This is a genomic window from Tepidibacillus fermentans, assembly GCF_004342885.1.
In the GTDB taxonomy this organism is placed as follows: domain Bacteria; phylum Bacillota; class Bacilli; order Tepidibacillales; family Tepidibacillaceae; genus Tepidibacillus; species Tepidibacillus fermentans.
The window spans coordinates 141,848-166,284 of sequence record NZ_SMAB01000004.1 but is presented as its reverse complement, the minus strand read 5'-3'; the positions used below and the strand labels follow the sequence as shown (position 1 = coordinate 166,284).

Here is a 24,437-nt window from a genome sequence, read left to right as displayed (position 1 = left end):
AGATCCCTTAAAGATGATGAGGTTGATAGGTCCGGTGTGGAAGTACCGTAAGGTATGGAGCTAACGGATACTAATGGATCGAGGGCTTAACCTAATTTCTCATTTGGTGGTTTGCTGCTAGTTTTGAGGGTATACATTAAAAAATAGTTGAACAAATTAAGAAACTATTGTAAAATACAATTTGTTCTAGTCCTTTATCTGGTGACGATGGCGGAGGGGACACACGCGTACCCATCCCGAACACGACCGTTAAGCCCTCCAGCGCCGATGGTACTTGGACCGAAGGGTCTTGGGAGAGTAGGTCGTTGCCAGGCAAAAATATAATATTCCTCGTTAGCTCAGTTGGTAGAGCACTCGGCTGTTAACCGAGTTGTCGCAGGTTCGAGTCCTGCACGAGGAGCCAGTGTGGAGAGGTGTCCGAGTTGGCCGAAGGAGCACGATTGGAAATCGTGTAGGCGTTAACAGCGTCTCGCGGGTTCGAATCCCGCCCTCTCCGCCATGGATTATTTTGAATCATGACGCGGGGTGGAGCAGTTGGTAGCTCGTCGGGCTCATAACCCGAAGGCCGCAGGTTCAAGTCCTGCCCCCGCAACCAATCCTCTAATAGATGGAGCTGTGGTGTAGAGGCCTAACATGCCTGCCTGTCACGCAGGAGACCGCGGGTTCGAATCCCGTCAGCTCCGCCATTTTATAAAAATAAAATAATATAAATAAATTGAATACATATTGACATTTTCAAATTATAAATGCTAATATATTACTCATCTTCTATATGGCTCGGTAGCTCAGTCGGTAGAGCAGAGGACTGAAAATCCTCGTGTCGGCGGTTCGATTCCGTCCCGAGCCACCATTATTATGCCGGCATAGCTCAATTGGTAGAGCAACTGACTTGTAATCAGTAGGTTGGGGGTTCAAGTCCTCTTGCCGGCACCATTTCAGAAATTAGGAAATCTAGGCTAGAAGTAAGAAATAATACTTCAAATGTAAAAAAATGATGATCGGAGTCTAATATTTGGTAATTATATATGGAGGGGTACCAAAGTGGTCAAATGGGGCGGACTGTAAATCCGTTGCGGAAGCTTCGTAGGTTCGAATCCTACCCCCTCCACCATTTAGGGGTGTAGTTTAATGGTAGAACAGCGGTCTCCAAAACCGTTAGTGTGGGTTCGATTCCTGCCACCCCTGCCATTAAAGTTTAATATGGCGGCCGTGGCGAAGTGGTTAACGCACCGGATTGTGGCTCCGGCATTCATGGGTTCGATCCCCATCGGTCGCCCCATGATGATGATTCACTTATTATGCGGACGTGGCTCAGTGGTAGAGTATCGCCTTGCCAAGGCGAGGGTCGCGGGTTCGAATCCCGTCGTCCGCTCCAGATAATGGCGGCATAGCCAAGCGGTAAGGCAGAGGTCTGCAAAACCTTTACCACCGGTTCGAATCCGGTTGCCGCCTCCAATTGAATGACATGCCGGGGTGGCGGAATTGGCAGACGCACAGGACTTAAAATCCTGCGGTAGGTGACTATCGTACCGGTTCAAGTCCGGTCCTCGGCACCATCTTTATTCTCGAGTAAAACACATTTAATTTTCTTGTTCAAGAGAGATTGTTGTATCAATCAACTCTCTAGAAAATAATAAATTACGCCGGTGTGGCGGAATTGGCAGACGCGCGCGACTCAAAATCGCGTTCCCAAAAGGAGTGGGGGTTCGAGTCCCTTCACCGGCACCATACATACTAATTCAAATTTAATATTTAGTCTCTAATAGGATCTTACCTAATATTGGTTAAGATTCTTTTTATTTATGAACGAATTTGTTGCTTCAAAAAAAATCGTGCCTTGAGTACTCAATTCTTTATTGGATTAGGGAAAGAGATATGAAATTTTTATTGCGATTTTGTTACAAAATTGTTGACCTAAGCCAAAAGTCATGGTATATTATCTTTTGTCATGAATTTAATGTAGATTTTTGTCGAAGTTACATAAGCTAGTCCCAACGCGGTTTTTCGTTCCGATCATGGACGAGGAGTCGCGTTTTTTTAATTTTATAAACAGAATGTTGATAAATTTTCACAATTAATAAAAGGTATTTGAGGAAATTGAACGAATGTATTTTCGAAAGGAGGTTACTTATGATCTCTCAATCATTTGAAGTATATACTGATGGAGCTTGTTCGAATAATCAAGCGTCTGGTATGCAACCAGGAGGTTGGGGTGTTGTTTTTACTGATGGAAGATCTTTTTCAGGTGGAGAAAAAAAGACGACAAATAATCGCATGGAACTAACTGCTGTGATTGAAGCACTGAAAAATACCCCGCCTGGTAGTCTTGTAACCATCTACTCTGATTCTGCTTATGTGATTAATGCTTTTAACCAAAATTGGATTAAAAATTGGTTACGAAATGGCTGGAAGACTTCCCAAGGAAAACCTGTAGAAAATCAGGATCTTTGGAAGGTTTTGATTCCTCTCGTGCAAGATCGAACAGTAAAGTGGGTGAAAGTAAAGGGTCATGCAGGAAACCATTGGAATGAGTTGGCTGATCAACTAGCGGTTAAGGCAATAGCAAAAGATGATTTAAAAAAAGATGATTTAAAAGAAGATCAACCGATTACGATTACTTTGTCCAAGGCAAATTATGATTTATTAGTGGAAAAACTTAGCCAATTGGCGGAACAAGATCCCTCCCTAAAAATTCTATTGAACGAATTAATAAGACAGGATTAACGCAAAGAAAATACATGATTACCAGAAATTCATCACTACTATTCTTTTTTCGTATGTCCTATAATATAGTTCTAGCTATGATTAGAATAGAGTGATGAAAATGAATCAAGAGCTAAAAAAACAATTGATTAAATATGCAAAAAAAATCGGAATCGATAAAATTGGATTTACTTCTGCAGATCCATTTCCAGAATTAAAAGAAATTCTCATTCGTCATCGGGAATTAGGTTATGAATCTGGTTTTGAGGAAAAGGATTTAGAGAAAAGAACCGATCCTAAATTAAGTTTATCAGATGCCAAATCGATGATTGCGATTGCAATCGCTTATCCGTCTAAAATAGAAACACCCCCAAAAAGTACAAAAGGGGAATACAGGGGGTTTGTATCAAGATCTGCATGGGGAATCGATTACCATCTCATACTTCATAAGAAATTAAACCATTTGGGTCAGTTTTTAAAAGAGTTGGTTCCTTCAGCTGAATATGTCGTAATGTCTGATACAGGAGCATTATCTGACCATGCTGTAGCAGAAAGGGCGGGGATTGGTTGGATTGGAAAAAACTCGCTACTGATTACTCCTGAATTTGGTTCTTATGTCTACCTTGGGCAAATTATTACGAACATCTTTTTTCCTGAAGATCATCCGATGGAGAATCAATGTGGAGATTGTACCCGTTGTATAGATGCCTGTCCTACTCAAGCGATTGTAAATCCGTACCAAGTAAATGCAAAACAATGTTTATCTTTCATTACTCAAAGGAAAGATATGTTAGAAGAACATTGGATGGAAAAGTTAGGGAATCGGATTTATGGTTGTGACACTTGTCAAATTGTCTGCCCGAAAAATAAAGGAATTAATCCGATACATCAAGAATTGACACTCCCTAATCCTGAATTAGCAAAACCTTTACTAAAACCTTTGTTAACCATATCAAACAAAGAATTTAAACAGACTTGGGGCCAGACAGCAGCTGCTTGGCGAGGGAAAAAACCACTACAAAGAAATGCGATCATCGGCTTAGCCCATTTTAAAGATGAATCATCATTACCTTTATTAAAAAAAATCCTAGAAGAAGATGAGAGGCCGATGATTCGACAAACAACGGCTTGGGCAATTGGAAAAATTGGAGGAGAAAAAGCAAAAGAGATTTTGGAATCTGCGAAATTTAAAGAAAAAGACGGAAAAGTGTTCAATCAGATTATCAAATCCTTAAAAAGTCTTGCAAATGAAGATATACTCGATTCGCCATGCAAGAAATAAACCGTTACCATTAGTAAAAACCAACCTCTTGGGGGGAGATCGATGAAATCATCATCGAGAGTGATTTATTATTCGGAATTAGAGACACCGATTGGCTATTTAACCATTGCAGCAACGACAAAGGGTGTTTGTTGGATAGACTTTGGAAACAGTAAAGATACGTTCCCGTCCTTGCAAAGATGGACGAAACGCTGGCTAAATACGGAACAATTTCTACCTGCTCAAAATGAATTAGATGAGGTAAAACAGCAGTTAACCGAATACTTTGATAAAAAGAGAAGGACATTTAACGTTCAAGTCGATCTTTATGGTACATCTTTTCAAAAGTTAGTATGGCAAAGTCTATTTACCATTCCTTATGGACAAGTCCGTTCTTATAAAGATATTGCCATACAAATTAATGCTCCAAAAGCAGTAAGGGCAGTTGGAGGAGCAAACCATCAGAACCCTGTGCCGATTATTGTCCCTTGTCATCGTGTAATTGGAACAAATGGCAATTTGGTAGGGTATGGTGGAGGAATTGAGATTAAGAAATTTCTTCTTAACCTAGAAGGTTATCCAGTAGAAGAAAGTTAATAGCTAAAATAGATTGTGTGATGCTCTGGTCGGGCATCCTTTTTTCATATTTTTCTTCCCTTTATCATAAATTGTGCGTGAGGGGGGATCATATGGGCATTTATGACCGTGAACGTGCCGTGGCCTATGCGGAGCGATGGTGGAATAGTTATAATCCTCGTTTTCGACGGTTTGAAGTGGATTGTACAAATTATATTTCCCAATGTTTATTAGCAGGAGGAGCTCCAATGACCTATTTAGGGGATCGGGGAAAAGGATGGTGGTATAAAGGAAGTGGAAAATCAACGGATACATGGAGTTATTCTTGGTCTGTTGCTCATAGTTTACGCTGGTATTTGCAGACAAGTAAAACGGGATTAAGAGCTACAGAAGTAAGTTCACCTGATCAACTGAAATTAGGTGATGTCATCTGCTATGATTTTAATGGAGATGGACATTGGCAGCATAATACGATTGTTGCAGGGTTTGATGCATTAGGTATGCCATTAGTAAATGCTCACACCGTTAATTCTAGAATGAGGTATTGGTCCTATCAAGATTCGTATGCTTGGACTCCCCAAATTCAATATAAATTTTTCCATATTCATGATCATTTCTAGATTCTGAACTATAGAATATAAGCATCTCAAGAATATAAGCATCTCAATATTGAGATGCTATTTTCCTTTTCTTTCATAAATGGATTTGTAGTATAATGGAAGGGATTATTTGGTTAGACTTGCTATGAGGTGAAAAAGAAATGGCGTTAAATATTGTCCTACACGAACCAGAAATTCCGGCTAATACCGGCAATATTGCCCGTACTTGTGCCGCGACGGGAACAAGGCTTCATTTAATTCGACCACTTGGTTTTTCAACCGATGATAAAATGTTAAAAAGAGCTGGACTAGATTATTGGCATGCGGTTGATATCTATTATTATGATTCGATCGAGGAGTTGTATGCGAAATACCCAAATGCTCGATTTTTTTATGCAACAACAAAAACAGATCAAAAATATACGGATATGGCCTATCAAGATGAGGATTTTTTTGTTTTTGGGAAAGAAACGGCTGGTATTCCAATGGAGATTTTAAAGAAAAATTGGGATCACACAATTACGATTCCCATGGGAGAAGCAGTACGTTCTCTTAATTTATCGAACTCTGCAGCGATTGTCATATATGAAGCATTACGACAACTTAATTTTATAGGATTGAAATAGGGGGAAAATGAATAATGAATATACCACACGTTCATTTTGCAATTATCCAAGGTTCAAGTACATTTTCAATCAACTTTCCAGAAGATTTAAAGCGTGATGATGTTAAAGTTTTGGAAACCGAGCTTGTCTTTGACACACCTTTTGGTAAAGGACCAAAATTGAAGTTGATTCAAGTAGGAGATAAAAAAGTTCTAACCGTTCGCATGCATGGATGGAGACCTGAAGAGGGGATTCCAAGGGGAGTTGCATCTCAACAACTTTTTTGGATTTTTGGACAGGCAGGGGTTAAGAAAATTTTTGCAGAAGGTGGCGTTGGTAGTATTAATCGACTACTTGAGTTACGCGATCTAGTTATTGTGGATGACTATATTGACCATTCCATGCGACAAGATGTTGGATTAGGCGGACCTTACCTTCTGACAATGAGAGATCCGATCTGTCCTACTCAAGCGCAAGCTCTAACGAAAGTCGCAAAACAACGTGTAGAATCTTTAGGCCGTCATGTTTTTCATCGTGGGATTTATGTGAATACTGATGGAAGACACTTTGAATCGAGAGCAGAGGTTCAGATGTTTCGTACATGGTTTGCTGATGTTGTCGGGCAAAGCATTGCACCTGAGGTCTATCTAGCAAGGGAAATTGGGGCTTGTTATGCCGGAGTTTATATGGTTGTGAATTATGCGGAAGGAATCATTAAAGATTGGGAGCACAAGGATCTCAGCGATATTTTTTACCAAGAATCCTATACGATTGGCAATATTCTAATCGATGCCATGAATGAAATTGATGAACGGCAAGAGCATTGTCATTGTCTTGAATATCGGAAAGATACGTTACTAAAAGAAAAATAAATGGATTAGTTTGGTGAAGTTTAAATTTTTGCTCTTTGACAAGTTTATGATGCGAACAGGGGGATGCTATGAAAATTACTGTAATATCTGATACCCATATTCCAAGAAGGGGAAAGTGGATTCCTGACATCGTGTTTCAGTCGATTGAATCATCAGATTTAATTATTCATGCAGGGGACTTTACCTCTTATGAGTTATTAGTTGATCTTCAATCGATCAAACCACTTGAAGGGGTTGCTGGAAATAACGATGGGCCGGAAATCCTCATGCAATTAGGAAAGAAAAAAATTGTGCAATATGCAGGCTATCACATTGGCATCATTCATGGAGATGGAATATATGGTACAACGATTCAACGAGTGAAACAGGCTTTTGCAAAAGATAGAGTGGATATTGTGGTCTTTGGTCATAGTCATCAGGCTTACCAAGAATGGGATGACGGAGTACTTTATTTTAACCCAGGTTCGCCAACAGATAAACGAAGGAGTCCTAAATATTCTTTTGGTGAACTTGAACTTGGGGAAAAAATTGAACCCAAAATTCATTACTTTTTGTAATTTTCTTCTTTCTGGGTAGAATAATGAAAGACTAATTTTTATGAGGTGAGAACATGTATGTAGTCATGAATCATTTATTTGTCCCAGAAAAAGAGGTTGAACATCTCAAAAAAGTGTTTGTACACAGTACGGAATCTATGAAGCAAGTGAAAGGGTTTATTGATTTTCAACTGATGTATTCGAATGATCAACAGGATCTATTAGTTTATACCAAATGGCAAAGTCAAGATGATTATCATGCGTGGAAGAACAGTGAAGCCTTTCATCAGGCCCATCAAGGTATGCATGATGGCAAAATAGACTCAAAAGTAGAAACGTTTAATATTATTCCGCTATAAAAATAGGTTTGTATATTCCATTGCTCCAAAAACTTTTCATTCCTTATCCAGATACATGAAAATTGTATCTGGATTTTTTTGCTTTTGAAAGTAGAAACAAACCTAGTTCGGATGCATACAATTTAAAATAATTATATTTTTTTCACCCAAAGTTCTCACTTTATTCATCAATTTCATCATGTACCATAAGACAGAAGAATATAGTAGTAAAAAGAAAGTTTTATGTTGATAAAGGAAAAGTGATAAAATCTCTTTTTAAGAGAAAGAAAGGAGGCTACTATGGATATTTTAAATAAGATTGCAAGGTATCAAGAGAGGGAAAAACAGTTGGCTTGGGAAGGCACCTTTGTTGATTACTTAGAGATCGTGAAGAAAAATCCACATGTAGCTCAAACTGCCCATTCTAGGGTTTATCAAATGATTGTTGATCATGGTATTGAAATGATTGATGGAAATAAACAATATAAATTTTTTAGCAATGAGCTTTTTGGATTAGATGAAGCGATTGAACGGTTGGTGGAGGAATATTTTCATTCTGCGGCAAAACGCTTAGATGTGAGAAAAAGGGTACTTCTACTTATGGGACCCGTTAGTGGAGGGAAATCCACCATTGTTCAGATGTTAAAAAGGGGGCTTGAGGCTTTTACACGCACAGATAAAGGCGCTTTATATGGGATTAAAGGCTGCCCCATGCATGAAGATCCTCTTCACTTAATCCCTTACGATTTACGACCAGAATTTGAAGAAGAATTTGGAATAAAAATTGAAGGGAATCTATGTCCATTATGTCAGTTAAATTTGGAAACAAAATATCAGGGAAGAATTGAAGATGTAGAAGTAGAACGGGTCTTATTTTCTGAAACAAAACGTGTAGGCATTGGAACGTTTTCCCCTTCTGATCCAAAGTCCCAAGATATTGCTGATTTAACAGGAAGTATCGATTTTTCCACCATTGCTGAATATGGATCAGAATCAGATCCACGTGCTTATCGGTTTGATGGGGAATTAAACAAGGCCAACCGAGGTTTAATGGAATTTCAAGAGATGTTAAAAGCCGATGAAAAATTCTTATGGAATCTATTATCTCTCACTCAGGAAGGAAATTTTAAGGCAGGAAGATTTGCGCTGATTTCAGCAGATGAACTGATCGTGGCCCATACGAATGAAGCAGAATATAAAGCTTTCATTAGTAATAAAAAGAATGAGGCTTTACAATCAAGGATTATCGTCATGCCCATTCCTTATAACTTGAGGGTAACAGAAGAAGAAAAAATCTATAAGAAGTTGATCTTCCAAAGCGATATTAAAGATGTGCATATTGCGCCACATGCTTTAAAAACGGCTGCTATCTTTAGTATCCTGACACGACTAAGAGAATCCAAAAAACAAGGGATGGATATTTTAAAGAAAATGCGTCTCTATGATGGTCAGGATGTAGAAGGTTTCTCAGAAGCAGATATAAAGGAATTACGTTCAGAATATCCAGACGAAGGAATGACGGGTATTGACCCACGTTATGTGATTAACCGAATTTCGAGTGCATTGATTAAAGAAGATACGAAATGTATCAATGCGTTAGACTTACTCCGTGCATTAAAAGACGGATTAGATCAACATCCATCGATTACAAGAGAAGAACGAGAAAAGTACTTAAACTTTATTTCAATCGCTCGAAAGGAATATGATATCGAGGCTAAAAATGAAGTACAAAAAGCATTTGTTTATTCTTTTGAAGAATCTGCAAAAACTTTAATGGATAATTACTTGGATAATGTTGAAGCCTATGCCAATATGACAAAAATTCGTGACCCGATAACAGGTGAAGAACTTCCACCAGATGAACGATTAATGCGTTCAATTGAAGAACAAATTGGTATTTCTGAAAATGCGAAAAAGGCATTTCGCGAAGAAATCTTAATTCGGATTTCTGCTTATGCTAGAAAAGGGAAAAAATTTGATTATAAGAGCCATGATCGTTTACGTGAAGCGATTCAGAAAAAATTATTTGCTGACTTAAAAGATGTCGTTAAGATTACCACTACATCAAAAACGCCTGATGAAAATCAATTAAAAAAGATTAATGAAGTTAGTAAGACATTAATTGATGAATATGGGTATTGTCCAGTTTGTGCGAATGATCTATTGAAATATGTGGGTAGCCTCTTAAATCGCTAGTTGAGAGGAGGGAATAAAATTTGAATGAACCTCTCTTTAGCATCTCCAAAGAAGATTGGTCTTTACACCGAAAAGGGTACGAAGATCAAATGCGGCATAAACAAAAAGTCCGAGAAGCGATTAAAAAAAATCTCCCTGATTTAGTAAGTGAAGAGAGTATTATCCTCTCTAATGGAAAAGAAATTGTGAAAATTCCCATTCGCTCGTTAGATGAATACCGTTTTCGTTATAATTACAATAAACAAAAATTAGTCGGTCAAGGAAAAGGAAAGGTTGGCGATGTACTAGGGAGAGATGATAGCGGCCAACCGGGACCTGGAAAAGGTGACGGTGCTGGAGATCAGCCTGGAGTAGACATTTATGAAGCAGAAGTTACAGTAGAAGAAATCGAGCAGATGTTGTTTGCTGATCTGGAGTTACCGAACCTAAAAAATAAACCAAATCAGAAGATGATTGTTGAAGATATTCGCTTCAATGATGTTCGTAAGAAAGGTCTGATGGGCAATATCGATAAAAAACGGACGATTTTAGAAAATTTAAAACGAAACAGTCTGAATGGTAAAGCAATGATTAAAAACATCTCGATCGATGATCTTCGCTTCAAAACCTGGGAAGAAATTATCAAGCCACATTCTCAAGCGGTAGTCATAGCGATGATGGATACGAGTGGCAGTATGGGAATGTTTGAGAAATATGTAGCACGTACTTTTTTCTTCTGGATGGTTCGGTTTTTACGGACAAAATACGAGCATGTTGAGATTGTTTTTATTGCTCACCATACAGAAGCAAAGGAAGTGACGGAAGAGGAATTCTTCACACGTGGGGAAAGTGGGGGAACCATTTGTTCTTCCGCTTACCGCAAAGCACTTGAAATCATTGATTCTAGATATCCACCAGACCGTTTCAATATTTATCCTGTACATTTTTCCGATGGAGATAATTTAACTTCAGATAATGAGCGAAGTCTAAATGCTGTAAAAGAACTATTGAAACGTTCCAATATGTTTGGCTATGGGGAGATTAATTCTTATAACCGTCACTCGACTTTGATGAGTGTGTTTAAAAATATAAAAGATGAGAAGTTTCGTTCCGCCGTAATACGCGAGAAATCAGAGGTATATCAAGCATTAAGGACCTTCTTTTCAAAAAATGAGGCGAATCAGGATTAGGGGGGGGGAGATGAATGGATGACTTAAAAGAATTAGAGCGAGCAATTGCAGAGATTAATGAGATTGCCCAAGGATTTGGTCTCGATCCATTTCCAATGAGATATGAAATCTGCCCTCCAGATATTATTTATACATTTGGCGCTTATGGAATGCCAACTCGTTTTTCTCACTGGAGTTTTGGGAAGGCATTCCATCGAATGAAACTGCAATATGACTTGGGATTGAGTAAAATCTATGAGCTTGTGATTAACTCCAATCCCAGTTATGCCTTTTTACTTGAAGGAAACTCACTGATTCAGAATAAATTAATCGTGGCACATGTCTTGGCTCATACCGATTTTTTTAAAAATAATGCGTATTTCTCGAAAACAAATCGAGATATGGTCGAAAGTATGTCGGCAACAGCAGAACGAATTCATAATTATGAAATTCAGTACGGAAAAGATGTAGTAGAGAATTTCTTAGACGCCGCGTTGTCGATTCAGGAGCATGTGGATCCAAGTTTAGTGGTTCCTAAACTAAGATATGATTTACAAGAGGAAGAAGTAGAAGTTGCTCCCAAGAAACCACCAACACCTTATGATGATCTATGGAAATTAGATCGGAATGAGAAAGAAATAAAAACGCCACAAAAAGAACGCAAACTTCCACCACGACCGGAAAAGGATCTTCTTCTTTTTATTCAAGAATACAGTCCCATCCTCGAAGAATGGCAACGAGACATCTTGACAATGTTAAGAGAAGAAATGCTCTATTTCTGGCCACAAATTGAAACCAAAATCATGAACGAAGGTTGGGCTTCTTATTGGCACACCAAAATTTTGCGAGAGATGGATTTAACAGAGGAGGAGACAATTGAATTTGCCAAGTTAAATGCCGCTGTCGTACAGCCATCGAGGACATCGATCAATCCATATTATCTAGGGATTAAACTCTTTGAAGATATTGAAAAGCGTTGGGATAACCCAACGAAAGAAGAACAAGAACGATTTGGAAGAAAACCAGGGCAAGGAAGGAAAAAAATCTTTGAAGTGAGGGAAGTGGAACGAGATATTTCATTTCTGCAAAATTATTTAACCAAAGAAAATGTGAAAGAGATGGAGCTTTATCTCTATCAAAAAAAGGGCAACGAATGGGTGATCGTCGAGAAGGATTGGGAAAAAATTCGAGATCAATTGGTTCAAGCCAAGGTGAATGGTGGATTTCCATATATTGTCGTAGAGAATGGAGATTTCTTACGTAACGGTGAACTTTATCTGAAACATCAATATGAAGGAATCGAACTCGATATCCGCTATGTGGAAAAGACACTTCCCTATGTCTATCAGCTCTGGGGAAAAACGGTACATCTTGAAACGAAGATTGAAGAACGTTCAGTCCTATTTTCCTACGACGGCAAAAAGGTATTCAGGAAATTTTTATAGAGTGGGTATCTTAACCCACCTTATTTTTGTTAACTTACAAGTCACTTAGGAAATATTTAAGGTGTATAGCGGTAATTGAATCGTAATCGTGGTTCCTTTTTTTTCCTCGCTTTGAATATTCATTATTCCTTTGTGAATTTCTATAATTTTGCGACTGATCATAATTCCTAAGCCGGTACCATTTTTCTTCGTTGTAAAAAATGGTTGACCAATTTTATCCATTATGTCTTTAGGAATACCACAACCTTGATCAATAATACGGATCTTTGTAAAAGAGGATGCTTTGGTTACGTCGATTCTAATTTGGCCTCCATTAGGCATCGCTTCAATTGAATTTTTAATTAAATTGAGAAAGACTTGCTTTAATTGGTTTTCATCGCATTCGATCCATAAAGGTTCATTTGCCAAGTTGCTGATTAATTCAATATTATGTAAGGTGGCCTGAGGCTGCATAAGCGCAATCACGTGATGAATAATCGATTGAATCGATTGCTTATGAAATACAGTAACTTGAGGTCTAGTAACGACTAATAATTCACTAAGGATTAATTCAATACGCTGAAATTCTGAATGAATGATATCGAAATAATTTTTTTCGATGATACCACTTTCAATTAATTGTAAGAATCCTTTTATCGAGGTAAGGGGATTACGGATTTCGTGAACTAATGCTGCGGAGAGTTGGCCAATCAAAGATAATTTTTGTATATTTCTTGCTATTTCATACATCTTCTTGTTTTCAGTCTTATTGATCAAATTTTCAAATTTATCAATCAACGGCGTAATGACCACTCCTATCACCCTTGTAAAATTTTTCTTTATTTTAACATAAAATTCAAGAATTTTCATAATTTTTTTAAAATTTATGAAATGGAGATGCATTAGTTTCTTACTTTTTGCTGCTTTTGTTTAAAAAAGCTAATTCCTAACAATAGCAAGGGAATCATAAAACCAAAAAGCAGGGCATAAGGAGTCCAAGTTGTTGTCGCAAATTCAGAAACTTCTATAATATTTTTATTGAGAATAATTGATAAAGAAATCACAATTATGAGTAATGGAAGAACAATGATGCGATAATCCGTTAAATTGAATACTTGTGCAAACGCTAATACCCCTGCATAAAAACTAAGAGTCATTTTTATATAGAGGGTAAGTAAATAAGATAGAGAAATCATAGCCTCCAACCTTGTCAAAAAATCCCCTATTTTAATTAATCGAGCCATCTTTAGCGTAGGAAAAATAGCCATTTCGGTTAGTGGTACGTCTAATACGAGGATCGCGCCCAGAGTAATGAGCGTTAAAGTTAAACCGCCAATCACTACTCCACTTATCCACACGTTCTTGAGATGTTTTTGGTTATTTACAAAAGGGAAAATCATAAGAAATACCACTAATTCTGCAAAGGGAAAACCAAGGACAGGCATAGCTCCTTTTAAGATTGGTTTTATTCCTTCGGCAAAAAGAGGAAATATCCTTTTTGTTTCTATTAAAGGAAAAAGTAGAAATAAAGTGAACCATATGCCACTAACCATAAAAGGTGTAAAAAGTTCGTTGGAACGTCCGATTCCTTCAATCCCTTGCACCGTTACCATATAGATTAAGATACCAGCCATTAATGCAAATGTAATCGGTGGCGTTTCTGGCATAATCGCAGTAGTAGAAAAATCTGTCGCATTCCGCATCACTAAGGCGCTTAAATGAAGGAAAAACCATGCATACAATAATCCGATGACTTTACCAATTGGCTTACCTAGTAGCGTTTCCATGATTTCGATTAACGTTTGTTTTGGGTATTGCTTCGCTAGGGTCACCATGATCGATATGAATCCGATTGCTAAAATGGTTGCCGATAATATAGAGAGCCAACCATCTTGTTTTGCTTTAGCCACTACAGTTGATGGGATCATTAATACGGCACTTCCTACTGTAAAGCTAATCACTAAGAGCCCAAATTGTAATCGATTGATCACTCCGTTTTCTAACATACATCTACCTCCAAATGTCGTTGAATTCAATTCAACAATTGATCAATCCATTGTTGAACGGGTTGAAAAAGAAGTCGGATGCCATTGGTTGGGTTAGGGATATAAAGGTTTAACATCTTGCCAATCGCTAGGTAAGCAGCCAAAATCATCAAACCTATATAAGCGTAAATTTCTTTTTTTTGTTTTTCTCGAAAAAGAGGTTTCAGTTGAATGTAAGAAACAAACAAAATAAAAAGCCCGACTCCGATGACCATCATTGATTTCCTTTCATTATCAATTTAATTTAGAAAAACTTATTTTAACAATCCGGTTTCATAAATAGTGGTATTCACTTTTACTCTGACGGTTAATTCACCAAATTCTTTTTCCCAATTGTTTTCAAGTTTTTTCCATTCCTTTGGGTATTCTCGTTTGAACTCCTCTCCAAAACCAAAGATGTCTGCCTTATATTTTTTTTGCGCCTTTTGAATGACATGCTCTACTTCTTTTTTCACTTCATGATTCGTGACCGTTTCTAGTTTTTTAATGAGCGATTGATTTGTTAAATCTAAAGGCATGCTTATCTCTGCAACATTAACAACGAGCTTGATCTCTAGATCAACTTGAGGTTTCCCATGAACAAGTTTTGTTTTCATTTTGGTTTTGGAGCTTATAATTTCCATTGTATGATGATGCCCATGAAAAGAAATGGGCAACACGCCTTTATCGACCTTATCGGTTACAAAAAGGAGACCCCTTGCTTCATCACTATTAAGAAAACCGATTAATTTATCTTTCTTAAAGACGGCAAACCCTTCCGTTTTTATAATAGTGTCTGGTTTTGACAATTGTGTGTGTTCCAATGTATCCTTATTAGGGCTAATCGGCGAGTTAAAAACATAAGGAATAATGGCGCCCCTTGTAGGATTTGATAAAACATTGATCAACTCCCTTAATTCCACGGTAAGAGTAAAACCCCCAGACTTTTGCGCATTTTCTAGGTGCTTTTTGATGGAAACCCCATTGATTGAATCAAGGGCTAATTGAGTGGTTAAGATCTCTTCTGCCTTTTGCCCTTTCGTAACTAAAACAGGTGCATTTATCCGTATCTCTGCATCCCGGATTAAAAAATCAACAAAAGCTTTAATCCCGCTTTTTCGCACCAATTCTTCATTAAAAATCCATGCCTGAGTGTGGGCAAAATAAAGCCTGCGAGACATTTCTCTTGTTGCTTTGCGCACCGCGTCAAATACCGTTTTCCCTGTAGACTTTATAGTAATAAAAGGAGTCATCGTACTGCTTACTCCTTGTTTCCCAGAGATTGAAGAAGGGTTAACGATCTGAAAAATCACGGTAATTTCTCCTTTTTTAGGGCCTGGATCAATACCTGCTGCTGTGACAATGGCAAGTTCATTTAGTTCACGCCGATTCCAACACCCTGTCGAAAAGAAGATGATAAAACTGATAAAAAGAAAAAGAGATAGGATCCTTTTGTTCATGATGGATCGCCCTCCTGTTTATTGCGCCTTCGGCTTTTTGGCGGATGGGGGATAGTAGGTTTTTCGCGAACTTCATTTGCTTGACTAAAAAGTCTTGGCCGGCTTAACATCATAAACCAAGGAATGCGCATCAAGATATCTTTTTGATCGCTAAGATTAAAAGGCGCGAGTCCATTTAAATAAGGAATTCCAAAGGAACGCAACCCAACTAAATGGATGGCAATCATCATTAAACAAAAAAAAATCCCAAACAGACCAAAGCTTGCACTTAAAACAAGCAAACCAAAGCGGATAATCCGTGCTGCAATGGCTAAATCTACAGAAGGAGCTGTAAAACCAGCAATGGCTGTCATGGAGACGATAATTACCATTGCTGCTGAAATAATTCCTGCTTCAACGGCAGCTGTTCCAAGAACTAATGCTCCGACAATGGAGACCGCTTGCCCTACTGCTCTTGGCATCCTTATTCCTGCTTCCCGCAGCACTTCAAACGTTAATTCCATCATCAGGGCTTCTACAAAAGCAGGAAAAGGTATCCCTTCTCGTTGTGCTGCTATGCTAATCAACAAGGTGGTTGGCAATAACTCTTGATGAAAGGTAGTAACTGCCACATAAAGGGAAGGTAAAATCATCGAAAGCATAAAAGTGGCAATCCGCAATAAGCGCAATAAGGAAGCCATAGGAGCGCGGATATAATAATCATCTGCTGCATCAAAAAACCTAACAATTGTGGCAGGAACAACCAAAACGAATGGGGTTCCATCCACGAGGATCACAATTTTTCCTTCTAATAATTCTGCTGCAGCGATATCAGGACGTTCTGTATTAAAGATAGTAGGAAATAACGACCACTTGGCGTCCTGGATAAATTCTTCAAGATAGCCGCTTTCTAGGACACTGTCGATTTTAATCTTGCTTAATCTGTTTCGCACTTCTTCTACGATTTTTGGGTTGGCATTCCCTTCGATATACATGATCCCGACAGTCGTTTCTGTTAATGTTCCAATTCTCATTTGTTCTAATCGCAACTTGGAACTGGGAATTTTTCTCCGAATCAGAGCAGTATTGGTGCGAATATTTTCTGTAAACCCTTCCCGTGGACCTCTTAAGACCACTTGATTTTCTGGTTCCGTTACTCCCCGAGTTTCCCAACCTTTCGTACTCGCAAGGATCGCCCTTTTTTCACCATCGATAAGAATTACTGAAGATCCTCTGAGAAGATCATTGATGATTTTCTTTTGATCTTGGGATTCTTTTACTTCGCCAATATTTAATAATTGATCCTTAACGATATTAAACGGAGATAAGCTGGATCGGTCAGTTGGGTATTCGGTTAATAAGGATTTGAAAAAGTTGCTAATCATACTGTTGCTTACAAGACCATCGGTAAAGAGCAGGGCAGCAGGAATCTTTTTTTCCTTCCCCAAAGTAAAGCGTCTTACAATCACATCCGGACTATTTCCCAAAAGATTCATGATTTGCGAAATGGTTTCTTCCAAATTAGTTGAAATGGGTGTGATGGGACTTTTTTCTTCTATCTGTAAATGCTGTTTATTTCTTCTATATAATTTTTGAAACCAAGAGCGAATGGACATCTCTTCTCACTTCCCAATTCTGGTGATTAATTGATAGTATGGTAATTTTTTTTGTAGATTATGCATAACAAAAATTTCCCAATTCCCTCTATTTCAATGGCTTTTCGTTTTTGGTAGATTTTACATGCCTTATCGACGTTGATCTATGTTACTATGTAACTACACAAACAAATAAATCTAAATCTATGAAAAATCGGATTTAATCCATCTGATGGTTTCATAGATTTAGAGAAAAATAGGAGGTATGTATGAGATATCAAGCGAAGCGGCTGGTTGCTTTGGCACTTGCATTTACGATGGTTTTTGGGGGTTCTTTTGCCTTCTGGCCAGGTACATCAGTTCAAGCAGCAACAGTATCAAGTACAGACATTTCAAAGCAAGCGATAAGTTTAATCGGTACGCCATATCAATATGGTGGAGCATCCCCACAGACTGGATTTGACACATCAGGGCTTGTCTATTATATCTATCAAAAAAGCGGTATGAACGTTCCTAGAACGGTAAAATACCAAGCATTTTATGGAATTCATGTGGAGCGTAATCAATTACAAGCTGGAGACGTTGTTTTTTTCTCCTATAAAGGTGATTATCCCAATTTTGTAGGAATTTATGTAGGAAATGGCCAATTTGTTTCATCAGTAAGTGGAAAGGTGGCTATCCACTCTTTAACTTCTGTCTATTATAATAGTAAGTATTTTGGCGCTAGAAGATTTATCACAGATGGACAAGCTGTAGCAAAGCCTACAACTGTAGTATCAAATAATACAACAAGTAATACAGGCTCTAGTTCAAGTAATGTACCAACTACAACGCATCAATCTCCAACGCTAACAAATCAATTAGCAGATGCCATTATTCAAACAGGTTTGAAATATTGGGGTGTGGATTATAAATTTGGCGCCGATTATGATAAAGATGGTTCCTATCTATTTGATTGTTCTAGCTTTACGCAAAAAGTTTACGGGGAAAATGGCATCAAACTTCCTCGTAGTTCTCGACAACAGTCAACGGTAGGAACTTATATAAAGAGAAGTGACATCAGAAAAGGAGACTTATTATTCTTTGCAACTGCTGGTAAGTATGTAGATGGTAAACCTTATGTTGACCATGTAGGGATTGCTCAAGAAGTATTATCGAATGGAACAATTAAAATTCTCCACACTTACAAGCCAGGGCTTGGAGTAACGACATCAATGATGTATCCTAACTCTGGATACTGGAATAAGACCTTTTTATTTGCAAAAAGAGTGATTCAATAATAAAAATGAGGTTCGGATTATCCGAGCCTCATTTCTTGGGAGCAATATCTTCCTTACCCTAATACGCTCGGCTTGTATCTTCTATAAGCTGATTCTTTAAAGCGAGTTGGAATATACAAACCTATTTCAATGAACTTCTATTTTCCCACTCTTCTATGCTCCAATCTCCCCATCCTAAAATCAATGTTGGTTTTCCGGTTGGTCCTCTTGTTAAGGCAAAAGCTTGCATTCCCGTTGCGAAACAAAGTTTAAGACTCGGTATATTATCATTAGCCACCTTTACATAGAAACGGCCTAAGAATTTTTGTGCTTCTGTTATCAGTTCATAGGCTACACCCTTCTTACGAAATTTTGGATGGACAACGATAAACGCTTGATTGAGTCCATAATTGATAATAACTAAAACACCAACAATTATTTTCTGATCAACTATGACATAAATAAGGTCGCCATTTTCAGGGGTAAGCTTTTTGAAAGGAGTTTGTTTTAACCAATCGATGGCTTTTTTGGTAATATGGTTATCTCCATATTTTTGGATAAAGCGAATCAGCATTTGCCGATGTTGGTCATTCGTATCTCTTGTGATTTTGATCATCCTCATACTTTCCCTCCTTTAGGGACAAAACCAGATAAATAGCGGAAGTATTGAATTAAGCGTAAAAGAGATGTTTCTCGAATATTTGGTTCGTCAAATTCCATCGGTTTGGCATTGGCTTCAAAGAACCAGAGATTTCCGTTTTTGTCAATTCCTAAATCCATTGACATTTCACCAAGGGGATGTTTGATTTTGCTTTCAATATGTTCAGCGATTTTCACTGCGAGCATTGTTGTTTTTTCTTTCCATTCATTTGACTGTTGATCATCTTTAAAGGTTTCTTTAAAGACTTGATCCACCGATTGAATATATCCACCTTGGGGAACATGGGTGGTAATGCTTTGCTCTCCAGCTACGCGTACACCGATACCAGTCACTTTCCACTGGTTTTTCCCGTTTTTTTGGACCAATACTCGGAGGTCATAGGGTTGTTGTTGATAAGTGTTTAGAAAAATACCTTGTTGAATAATATATTTTTTGTTCTTGGCAAGGGAATGGACTTTCTGCCATAAGGATTGGAAGTTTCTAAAACTTTGGTGATAGGTCATTTGCCTGGTTTGATAGGTAAGATAGAAATGATTTTCTTTTTTTTCAATTTTCATAAATCCGATTCCTGCTTTTCCATTTACTGGCTTTAGATATAGCATGGTATATTGTTGAAGATAGCGCCTTAGATCTTCTTCTTTTAAAATGGTGGTATCTGGAAGGATTTTGGTCATTTCTTTATTCTCACTCATCCATTGATGTAAAGCCCATTTATTGAAAAAATAAGGATTAAAAAAAGGAATGTTTTCTTTAACTAAATACTCTAAAACTGCCTTTACACTAGGTTTGTTTTCTTCTTTTCGACTTGGGATGCGATTATACACCACATCAGGGAAAGGAAGAATCTGTGTTACCCATTTTTTTTGATTGGAATCATAAATATATGCTTTTACTGTTTGGTCGATTAAGTCTACCTCTTCAGCAGGGAAAACAAAGATGAATACTCCTGCTTTTTTGCCCATTTGGATAATATCAATGAAATTTTTGACATTTCCTTTAAATCCTTGAGTTCCTTTTGTCGTTAGGATGCCAACAAAAGGTCCAGCTTTGTAACCTTTATCTTTTTTGATCAAGCGAATGGGATAGGTATAAGTCAATTTTGCTGGGCTGATTTTATAAGATGTCGTCGCTATGTTTTTGATTTGATTGTGTGAACCTACAGCAATGGGATAAATGGCATGATCAAATTTTTTTGTATTCGTTTTAGAAGGAAGGATTATTTTCCATGATTGTGAAGGGTGAATTTGTAACCAGGCATATTGGGGTATGGCCATAGGATAACTCCTCCCTTATATTTTGTTTAAAAACCGGATAGGTAGATTCCATATTCAAGAAGATATCGTGATGAAGTATGGCTAGCCATTTTTAAATGGGGGTGCTTAAAAATAGATCGACCTGGTTTTGAATTCACTTCAAATAACCAAATTTGTGCATCATGATCGATTCCCATGTCTAGCCCTAATTCGCCAATCGGAGTTCCTAATTTTTCTTCTACAATTTGAGCGATTTGAATTGCAACTTGCTTTAATCTTGCAATCATCTTTGAGGGTTCAGAATGGAACTTGAGTTCAATAAATTGTTTTGCATCCAGCAATTTGCCTCCAGTCCGAATATGTGTCGTTACACTTCCATTACCGGCAACCTTTGCTCCTATGGCGACAACATTCCATTTGTTTGCTCTGTTTTTATGCAAATGTACGCGAAAATCTACTGGCCGTTTATTGTATGTCAGTAGATGAATACCTTGTTGAATCAAATAATAATTAGATTTTTGTTTATTTTTAAAAATAGCTCGATATAAAGCATCTAAATTTTTAAATGCAATCATTCGATTTCTATTTTGTTGACGATAAGATAGAAGATAGTGGTTCTTTTCTTTCTGTATTTTATAGATTCCTAAACCAAGACTACCTCCTGCTGGTTTTAAATAGATCAGAGGGTATTTGTTTAACATGTATTCCATCGTATGAAGATGTGGATGAATATAGGTTTCAGGAAAGTATTGTTTAATTCTGTCATCTGGGGAGAGGAGTTGATGCATTTCCCACTTGTTAAAAAAATCTTGGTTAAATAGTTTTCCACCAAGTTGCTGATAGTTGTCTTTAAACTGAACAACGAGAGGGGTTTTTTCTGTAGTTCGGTTTGGAACTCGGTTATAGACAACATCAGGTAGAGGAACTTTTGATTGTTGCCACTCTTCTCCTTTTTTCTTTGGAAGGTAAAAAAGTCCGTTTACAGTTTTACTTTGCCAATTAACTTGATCAGGAGTAAAGACAAAATAAAAAGCGGGATAGATGGATTCAGGTTCTAATAATTTTTTAAAAAATTGACTAAAATGCTGTGGATATTTTAATGATGAATTGCTGAATTTTTTTCCTGTATAATCAGTCGTTAATATCCCGATGATGGGTCCTATTCGAATTCCATCTGTCTCTCGTTTGATCATGATTTGTTTCTGGTATGGGAGATGTATTTTCCTTTGAACAGCTGAAGATAGGATTATGAGATGTTGGTTGCTCTTTTTCTCTAACACTTTTACTGTTACTTCCTTCATACCAAAGAAAAGATAAATCCTTTGATTGGGGATAAGTCCCATTTGATTCATGATCCTTTTTGATAAAAAGATTATGTCGCTCCCCGAGGGAAAGACAAGGAGTTTGGTGGAAATGGATGTCATTGTACATTTCCTCCTAATAGTTGTTTTTTTGCTAAATATTTCGTGTATAAGATGGGTTGGCTCAAAGATTTTCGGATTGCCTGTTCTTCTCCTAGGATCGAAAATACACTTCTCCCAGGCTTTGAATTCACCTCAATGATCCAAACTTTTCCCTGTTTATCAATTCCAAGGTCAAGACCTAATTCGAAAAGTGAACCATGGGATTGTTCAATAAAAGGTGGAATGGTTTTCGCAAAAGAGTGAATTTGTTCAAGAATTTCTTTTGCTTTATAGGGTGAAAATTCTTTTTGGATGAGGTGAATGGCTGAGTCAACTCGTCCTCCACCATGAAGATTCGATGTGATATTCTTTGCATCACCGATCCTTGCAGCCATTCCAGTGGTTTCCCATTGACCGTTTTCATTTTTTTGAACTAACACCCTAATATCATATGGTTGATTGTGCGAAGTGGTTAAATTTAAATATTGTTGAACGAGGTATCTTTTTCCTCGCGTGAATGATTGAATCCAATTGTAAAAATCTTTTTTGTTCTTAAGAATAAGATGAAATTTTTGATTGAGATATGTTCTTCCAACGACCTCAAAAGAATTTTTTTGTATGCATACTTTTATGACACCTTTTCCATGGCTTCCCCCGATTGGTTTTAAAATGATCGGGTTAGCTGACAACCATAGAAGAAGCTGGTTTTTATCCCGATAGATGGAGGTTTTTGGGAGGTGGGATTTATAAATGGGATTGGTTGAAAGAATTTGATAGACTTTCCATTTTCCGCTTAAACCTTTTCCTAGAAATGGGATTTGTTCTTGTCTGATTCGTTTCACATAAGGTAGATAAGTGCGGTACTCTTTTGCAGTTGTATAAAAACATCGATCATAGATAAACGATGGGATTGGAAAGGTTTGGGCTTCAAAACAGTTCGTATAGGGATTATATTGAAAACCTCTTGTTTTTCTCTTTGTCCAATCAATAGAGTCTGGATAGAAGACAAACACATCAATATTGTTTTCTTTACCAATCGTATATAATCTTTTTATATAATCTTTTTCATAAAATAAGTGTTTTCTATTCTGGCATACCATAATGCCTAGTAGGGTTTGTTTACTGCTTTTCATAAATCCACCGACCTCACTTATTTTCGCCTATGCCGCTTTTTCTCTTCAGGGAAACCAGTAAGGAAACGTACATATTGAATCAGACGATTCACAGAAGGCCTTGGTCCGGCTAAGGCCGTATCTTCAGTCTTGGATGGCTTAGAATTGACTTCGAGAAGCCAAATTTTCCCTTTATTATCTAACCCAAGGTCAATGCCTAATTCTGCAAAATGACCAGATGTTGATTCTTCGAGATTTTTTGCAATAAGTAGAGCTAATTTTCGAAAATGATCTTTTTTTATCTTTTTACTCAATTCAGGATTTGCAGAGCGAATGGTTTCCATCACATTTGCTTGAGTACCGCCTCGAGCGAGATTTGAGACAAATTGTTGATCATTTGCGATTCTGCAGACCATTGATGTAATCGACCAAAGACCTTGACCATTTTTTTGAACAAGAATGCGAAAATCAATGGGTCGACGATTGAATTGAATTAAGTTTAATCCTTCTTGAATCAGATAAGGCTCTGAATGTAATCGAGGGTAAAGGTGCTTTAATAGCTTATTTAAGTTTTTAAAATAAAAAGTAGAAGCACCATTGATTCGGGAATATTGAACGATATATTGATCAAGGGAATGTTCAATTTTAATAATTCCCCTTCCTAATGCACCATTGGTTGGTTTTAAATAAATGATGGGATACTTTGCAATCATCTCTTTGATCGATTGATTTCCTTTAAAATAATTGGTTTCTGGCATGTAATCCTGAATCGGTGTTTTTTTCAACATTTCATAAACTTGCCATTTATTTAAAAAATGTTCATTAAAAAAAGGAATTTGTTTTTGTAATTCAGTGATCTTCACTTTGAATTTTTTTTCTTGATTTCGGGAAGATATTCGATTATATATGACATCAGGTAAGGGAAAAATTCTAGGTTCCCATTGGTTACTTGAATAGAACCATCCTTTCACCATTTGCGTTTGTTGATAAATATCTTGAATGGTGAAAACATAAAATAAAATCCCCTGATTTCGTGCGAGAAGTGCAACCTCTTTTAGGAATTCTGTTAATTTTCCAAATGGAGTTTGGGGCTGTTTAGGGTTTACTGTTTGAATGAGTATTCCAAAGATCGGACCTAAAAAAAGTCCCTTTTCTTTATCAAATTTAGCATGAAGTTGGATACCATTTGGGAGAAGAAGTTGTGCGGCAAGTTCAGATGGAATTCGAATTAAATTGCCTGTATTAGTACTAATGGAAACCCGAACCTCGACGTTTTTTTTTCCAAAATGGAGGGTGATCGGTTGATTTAACGGAAGGCTGAGTCGATTAATCGTTGCTATATTGGCGTAGATTATTGGCCTAGGCTGATTTTGTTCTTGGTCTACTTGTATTTGCACGATCTTCATCCTATCCTCCCCTTCCAAAAACAAAAA

General features: G+C 37.4%; 21 protein-coding genes, 13 tRNA genes, 2 rRNA genes and 1 pseudogene. 27 read left to right on the top strand and 10 right to left on the bottom strand.

Annotation, left to right across the window (positions count from 1 at the left end):
• The 26 genes and pseudogenes from EDD72_RS04390 to EDD72_RS04265 form a co-directional block, all read left to right on the top strand.
• Nucleotides 1-94: ribosomal RNA gene (locus tag EDD72_RS04390) — 23S ribosomal RNA — on the top strand; the annotation flags it as partial.
• Between the two features lie 103 nt (nucleotides 95-197).
• Nucleotides 198-314: ribosomal RNA gene (rrf, locus tag EDD72_RS04385) — 5S ribosomal RNA — on the top strand.
• A gap of 13 nt (nucleotides 315-327) precedes the next feature.
• Nucleotides 328-403: transfer RNA gene (locus EDD72_RS04380), tRNA-Asn, on the top strand.
• Nucleotides 404-407: 4 nt separating this feature from the next.
• Nucleotides 408-499: transfer RNA gene (locus EDD72_RS04375), tRNA-Ser, on the top strand.
• Nucleotides 500-519: 20 nt separating this feature from the next.
• A tRNA-Met gene (locus tag EDD72_RS04370) sits at nucleotides 520-595 on the top strand.
• 14 nt (nucleotides 596-609) lie between these two features.
• Nucleotides 610-686: transfer RNA gene (locus EDD72_RS04365), tRNA-Asp, on the top strand.
• Nucleotides 687-774: 88 nt separating this feature from the next.
• Nucleotides 775-850 (top strand) — tRNA-Phe (locus tag EDD72_RS04360).
• Nucleotides 851-857: 7 nt separating this feature from the next.
• Nucleotides 858-933: transfer RNA gene (locus EDD72_RS04355), tRNA-Thr, on the top strand.
• A 94-nt stretch (nucleotides 934-1,027) separates the two neighbouring features.
• A tRNA-Tyr gene (locus EDD72_RS04350) sits at nucleotides 1,028-1,111 on the top strand.
• A gap of 3 nt (nucleotides 1,112-1,114) precedes the next feature.
• Nucleotides 1,115-1,188 (top strand) — tRNA-Trp (locus EDD72_RS04345).
• Nucleotides 1,189-1,203: 15 nt separating this feature from the next.
• Nucleotides 1,204-1,279: transfer RNA gene (locus EDD72_RS04340), tRNA-His, on the top strand.
• A 21-nt stretch (nucleotides 1,280-1,300) separates the two neighbouring features.
• A tRNA-Gly gene (locus EDD72_RS04335) sits at nucleotides 1,301-1,375 on the top strand.
• A 6-nt stretch (nucleotides 1,376-1,381) separates the two neighbouring features.
• Nucleotides 1,382-1,455: transfer RNA gene (locus EDD72_RS04330), tRNA-Cys, on the top strand.
• Nucleotides 1,456-1,467: 12 nt separating this feature from the next.
• Nucleotides 1,468-1,556 (top strand) — tRNA-Leu (locus tag EDD72_RS04325).
• Nucleotides 1,557-1,642: 86 nt separating this feature from the next.
• Nucleotides 1,643-1,728 (top strand) — tRNA-Leu (locus tag EDD72_RS04320).
• 402 nt (nucleotides 1,729-2,130) lie between these two features.
• Nucleotides 2,131-2,724, top strand: coding sequence for a ribonuclease H family protein (locus EDD72_RS04315; protein ID WP_132767604.1), 594 nt, complete (start codon nucleotides 2,131-2,133; stop codon nucleotides 2,722-2,724).
• Between the two features lie 94 nt (nucleotides 2,725-2,818).
• Nucleotides 2,819-3,985, top strand: coding sequence for a tRNA epoxyqueuosine(34) reductase QueG (queG, locus tag EDD72_RS04310; RefSeq protein WP_424565527.1), 1,167 nt, complete (start codon nucleotides 2,819-2,821; stop codon nucleotides 3,983-3,985).
• A 42-nt stretch (nucleotides 3,986-4,027) separates the two neighbouring features.
• Complete coding sequence (locus EDD72_RS12815) at nucleotides 4,028-4,561, top strand: methylated-DNA--[protein]-cysteine S-methyltransferase (RefSeq protein ID WP_132767599.1); 534 nt, start codon at nucleotides 4,028-4,030, stop codon at nucleotides 4,559-4,561.
• Nucleotides 4,562-4,662: 101 nt separating this feature from the next.
• A pseudogene (locus tag EDD72_RS04300) lies at nucleotides 4,663-5,160 on the top strand (amidase domain-containing protein); the annotation flags it as partial.
• A gap of 140 nt (nucleotides 5,161-5,300) precedes the next feature.
• The gene (gene trmL / locus EDD72_RS04295; protein WP_132767593.1) at nucleotides 5,301-5,765 is read left to right on the top strand and encodes a tRNA (uridine(34)/cytosine(34)/5-carboxymethylaminomethyluridine(34)-2'-O)-methyltransferase TrmL; all 465 of its coding nucleotides are present in this window, start codon (nucleotides 5,301-5,303) and stop codon (nucleotides 5,763-5,765) included.
• 14 nt (nucleotides 5,766-5,779) lie between these two features.
• Complete coding sequence (locus tag EDD72_RS04290; RefSeq protein WP_132767590.1) at nucleotides 5,780-6,616, top strand: MTAP family purine nucleoside phosphorylase; 837 nt, start codon at nucleotides 5,780-5,782, stop codon at nucleotides 6,614-6,616.
• 68 nt (nucleotides 6,617-6,684) lie between these two features.
• Entirely contained in the window at nucleotides 6,685-7,173 is a 489-nt protein-coding gene (locus EDD72_RS04285; protein ID WP_132767588.1) for a metallophosphoesterase family protein, read from the top strand.
• A gap of 53 nt (nucleotides 7,174-7,226) precedes the next feature.
• Nucleotides 7,227-7,511 carry an antibiotic biosynthesis monooxygenase family protein gene (locus tag EDD72_RS04280; RefSeq protein WP_132767585.1) on the top strand — a complete coding sequence of 95 codons (285 nt, stop codon included), beginning with the start codon at nucleotides 7,227-7,229 and terminating at the stop codon, nucleotides 7,509-7,511.
• A gap of 279 nt (nucleotides 7,512-7,790) precedes the next feature.
• Nucleotides 7,791-9,686 (top strand): PrkA family serine protein kinase, encoded by a 1,896-nt coding sequence (locus EDD72_RS04275; protein ID WP_132767583.1) that lies wholly within the window; start codon nucleotides 7,791-7,793, stop codon nucleotides 9,684-9,686.
• Between the two features lie 20 nt (nucleotides 9,687-9,706).
• Nucleotides 9,707-10,855 (top strand): sporulation protein YhbH, encoded by a 1,149-nt coding sequence (gene yhbH, locus EDD72_RS04270; protein WP_132767581.1) that lies wholly within the window; start codon nucleotides 9,707-9,709, stop codon nucleotides 10,853-10,855.
• A gap of 14 nt (nucleotides 10,856-10,869) precedes the next feature.
• The gene (locus tag EDD72_RS04265) at nucleotides 10,870-12,279 is read left to right on the top strand and encodes a SpoVR family protein (RefSeq protein ID WP_132767579.1); all 1,410 of its coding nucleotides are present in this window, start codon (nucleotides 10,870-10,872) and stop codon (nucleotides 12,277-12,279) included.
• Nucleotides 12,280-12,324: 45 nt separating this feature from the next.
• On the opposite strand, the gene EDD72_RS04260 is transcribed toward EDD72_RS04265, so the two are convergent.
• The 5 genes from EDD72_RS04260 to EDD72_RS04240 all read right to left on the bottom strand — a co-directional run bounded on the left by EDD72_RS04260 (nucleotide 12,325) and on the right by EDD72_RS04240 (nucleotide 17,337).
• Entirely contained in the window at nucleotides 12,325-13,080 is a 756-nt protein-coding gene (locus tag EDD72_RS04260; RefSeq protein ID WP_207893639.1) for an ATP-binding protein, read from the bottom strand.
• A gap of 80 nt (nucleotides 13,081-13,160) precedes the next feature.
• Complete coding sequence (locus EDD72_RS04255; protein ID WP_132767574.1) at nucleotides 13,161-14,264, bottom strand: GerAB/ArcD/ProY family transporter; 1,104 nt, start codon at nucleotides 14,262-14,264, stop codon at nucleotides 13,161-13,163.
• Nucleotides 14,265-14,290: 26 nt separating this feature from the next.
• A complete protein-coding gene (locus EDD72_RS04250) occupies nucleotides 14,291-14,521 on the bottom strand; it encodes a hypothetical protein (protein WP_132767572.1) in 231 nt (76 codons plus the stop codon).
• A gap of 36 nt (nucleotides 14,522-14,557) precedes the next feature.
• Nucleotides 14,558-15,742 (bottom strand): Ger(x)C family spore germination protein, encoded by a 1,185-nt coding sequence (locus EDD72_RS04245; RefSeq protein ID WP_132767569.1) that lies wholly within the window; start codon nucleotides 15,740-15,742, stop codon nucleotides 14,558-14,560.
• Nucleotides 15,739-17,337: a spore germination protein gene (locus EDD72_RS04240; protein WP_132767567.1), complete on the bottom strand. Its 1,599-nt coding sequence runs from the start codon at nucleotides 17,335-17,337 to the stop codon at nucleotides 15,739-15,741. The genes EDD72_RS04245 and EDD72_RS04240 overlap by 4 nt, the downstream gene beginning before the upstream one ends.
• 248 nt (nucleotides 17,338-17,585) lie before the next feature.
• Between EDD72_RS04240 and EDD72_RS04235 the strand changes: the two genes are divergently transcribed.
• Complete coding sequence (locus EDD72_RS04235; RefSeq protein ID WP_132767565.1) at nucleotides 17,586-18,596, top strand: C40 family peptidase; 1,011 nt, start codon at nucleotides 17,586-17,588, stop codon at nucleotides 18,594-18,596.
• Between the two features lie 121 nt (nucleotides 18,597-18,717).
• Here EDD72_RS04235 and EDD72_RS04230 read toward each other — a convergent pair whose 3' ends face one another.
• The 5 genes from EDD72_RS04230 to EDD72_RS04210 all read right to left on the bottom strand — a co-directional run bounded on the left by EDD72_RS04230 (nucleotide 18,718) and on the right by EDD72_RS04210 (nucleotide 24,410).
• Nucleotides 18,718-19,197, bottom strand: a complete 480-nt coding sequence (locus tag EDD72_RS04230; RefSeq protein ID WP_132767563.1) for a GNAT family N-acetyltransferase — start codon at nucleotides 19,195-19,197, stop codon at nucleotides 18,718-18,720.
• A complete protein-coding gene (locus tag EDD72_RS04225) occupies nucleotides 19,194-20,510 on the bottom strand; it encodes a YheC/YheD family endospore coat-associated protein (RefSeq protein WP_132767561.1) in 1,317 nt (438 codons plus the stop codon). Before EDD72_RS04225 ends, EDD72_RS04230 begins: the two co-directional genes overlap by 4 nt.
• A gap of 26 nt (nucleotides 20,511-20,536) precedes the next feature.
• The gene (locus EDD72_RS04220; RefSeq protein WP_165894962.1) at nucleotides 20,537-21,841 is read right to left on the bottom strand and encodes a YheC/YheD family endospore coat-associated protein; all 1,305 of its coding nucleotides are present in this window, start codon (nucleotides 21,839-21,841) and stop codon (nucleotides 20,537-20,539) included.
• 68 nt (nucleotides 21,842-21,909) lie between these two features.
• Complete coding sequence (locus tag EDD72_RS04215) at nucleotides 21,910-23,025, bottom strand: YheC/YheD family endospore coat-associated protein (RefSeq protein ID WP_132767557.1); 1,116 nt, start codon at nucleotides 23,023-23,025, stop codon at nucleotides 21,910-21,912.
• Nucleotides 23,026-23,042: 17 nt separating this feature from the next.
• Nucleotides 23,043-24,410, bottom strand: coding sequence for a YheC/YheD family endospore coat-associated protein (locus tag EDD72_RS04210; protein WP_132767555.1), 1,368 nt, complete (start codon nucleotides 24,408-24,410; stop codon nucleotides 23,043-23,045).
• Between the last annotated feature and the right edge of the window lie 27 nt (nucleotides 24,411-24,437).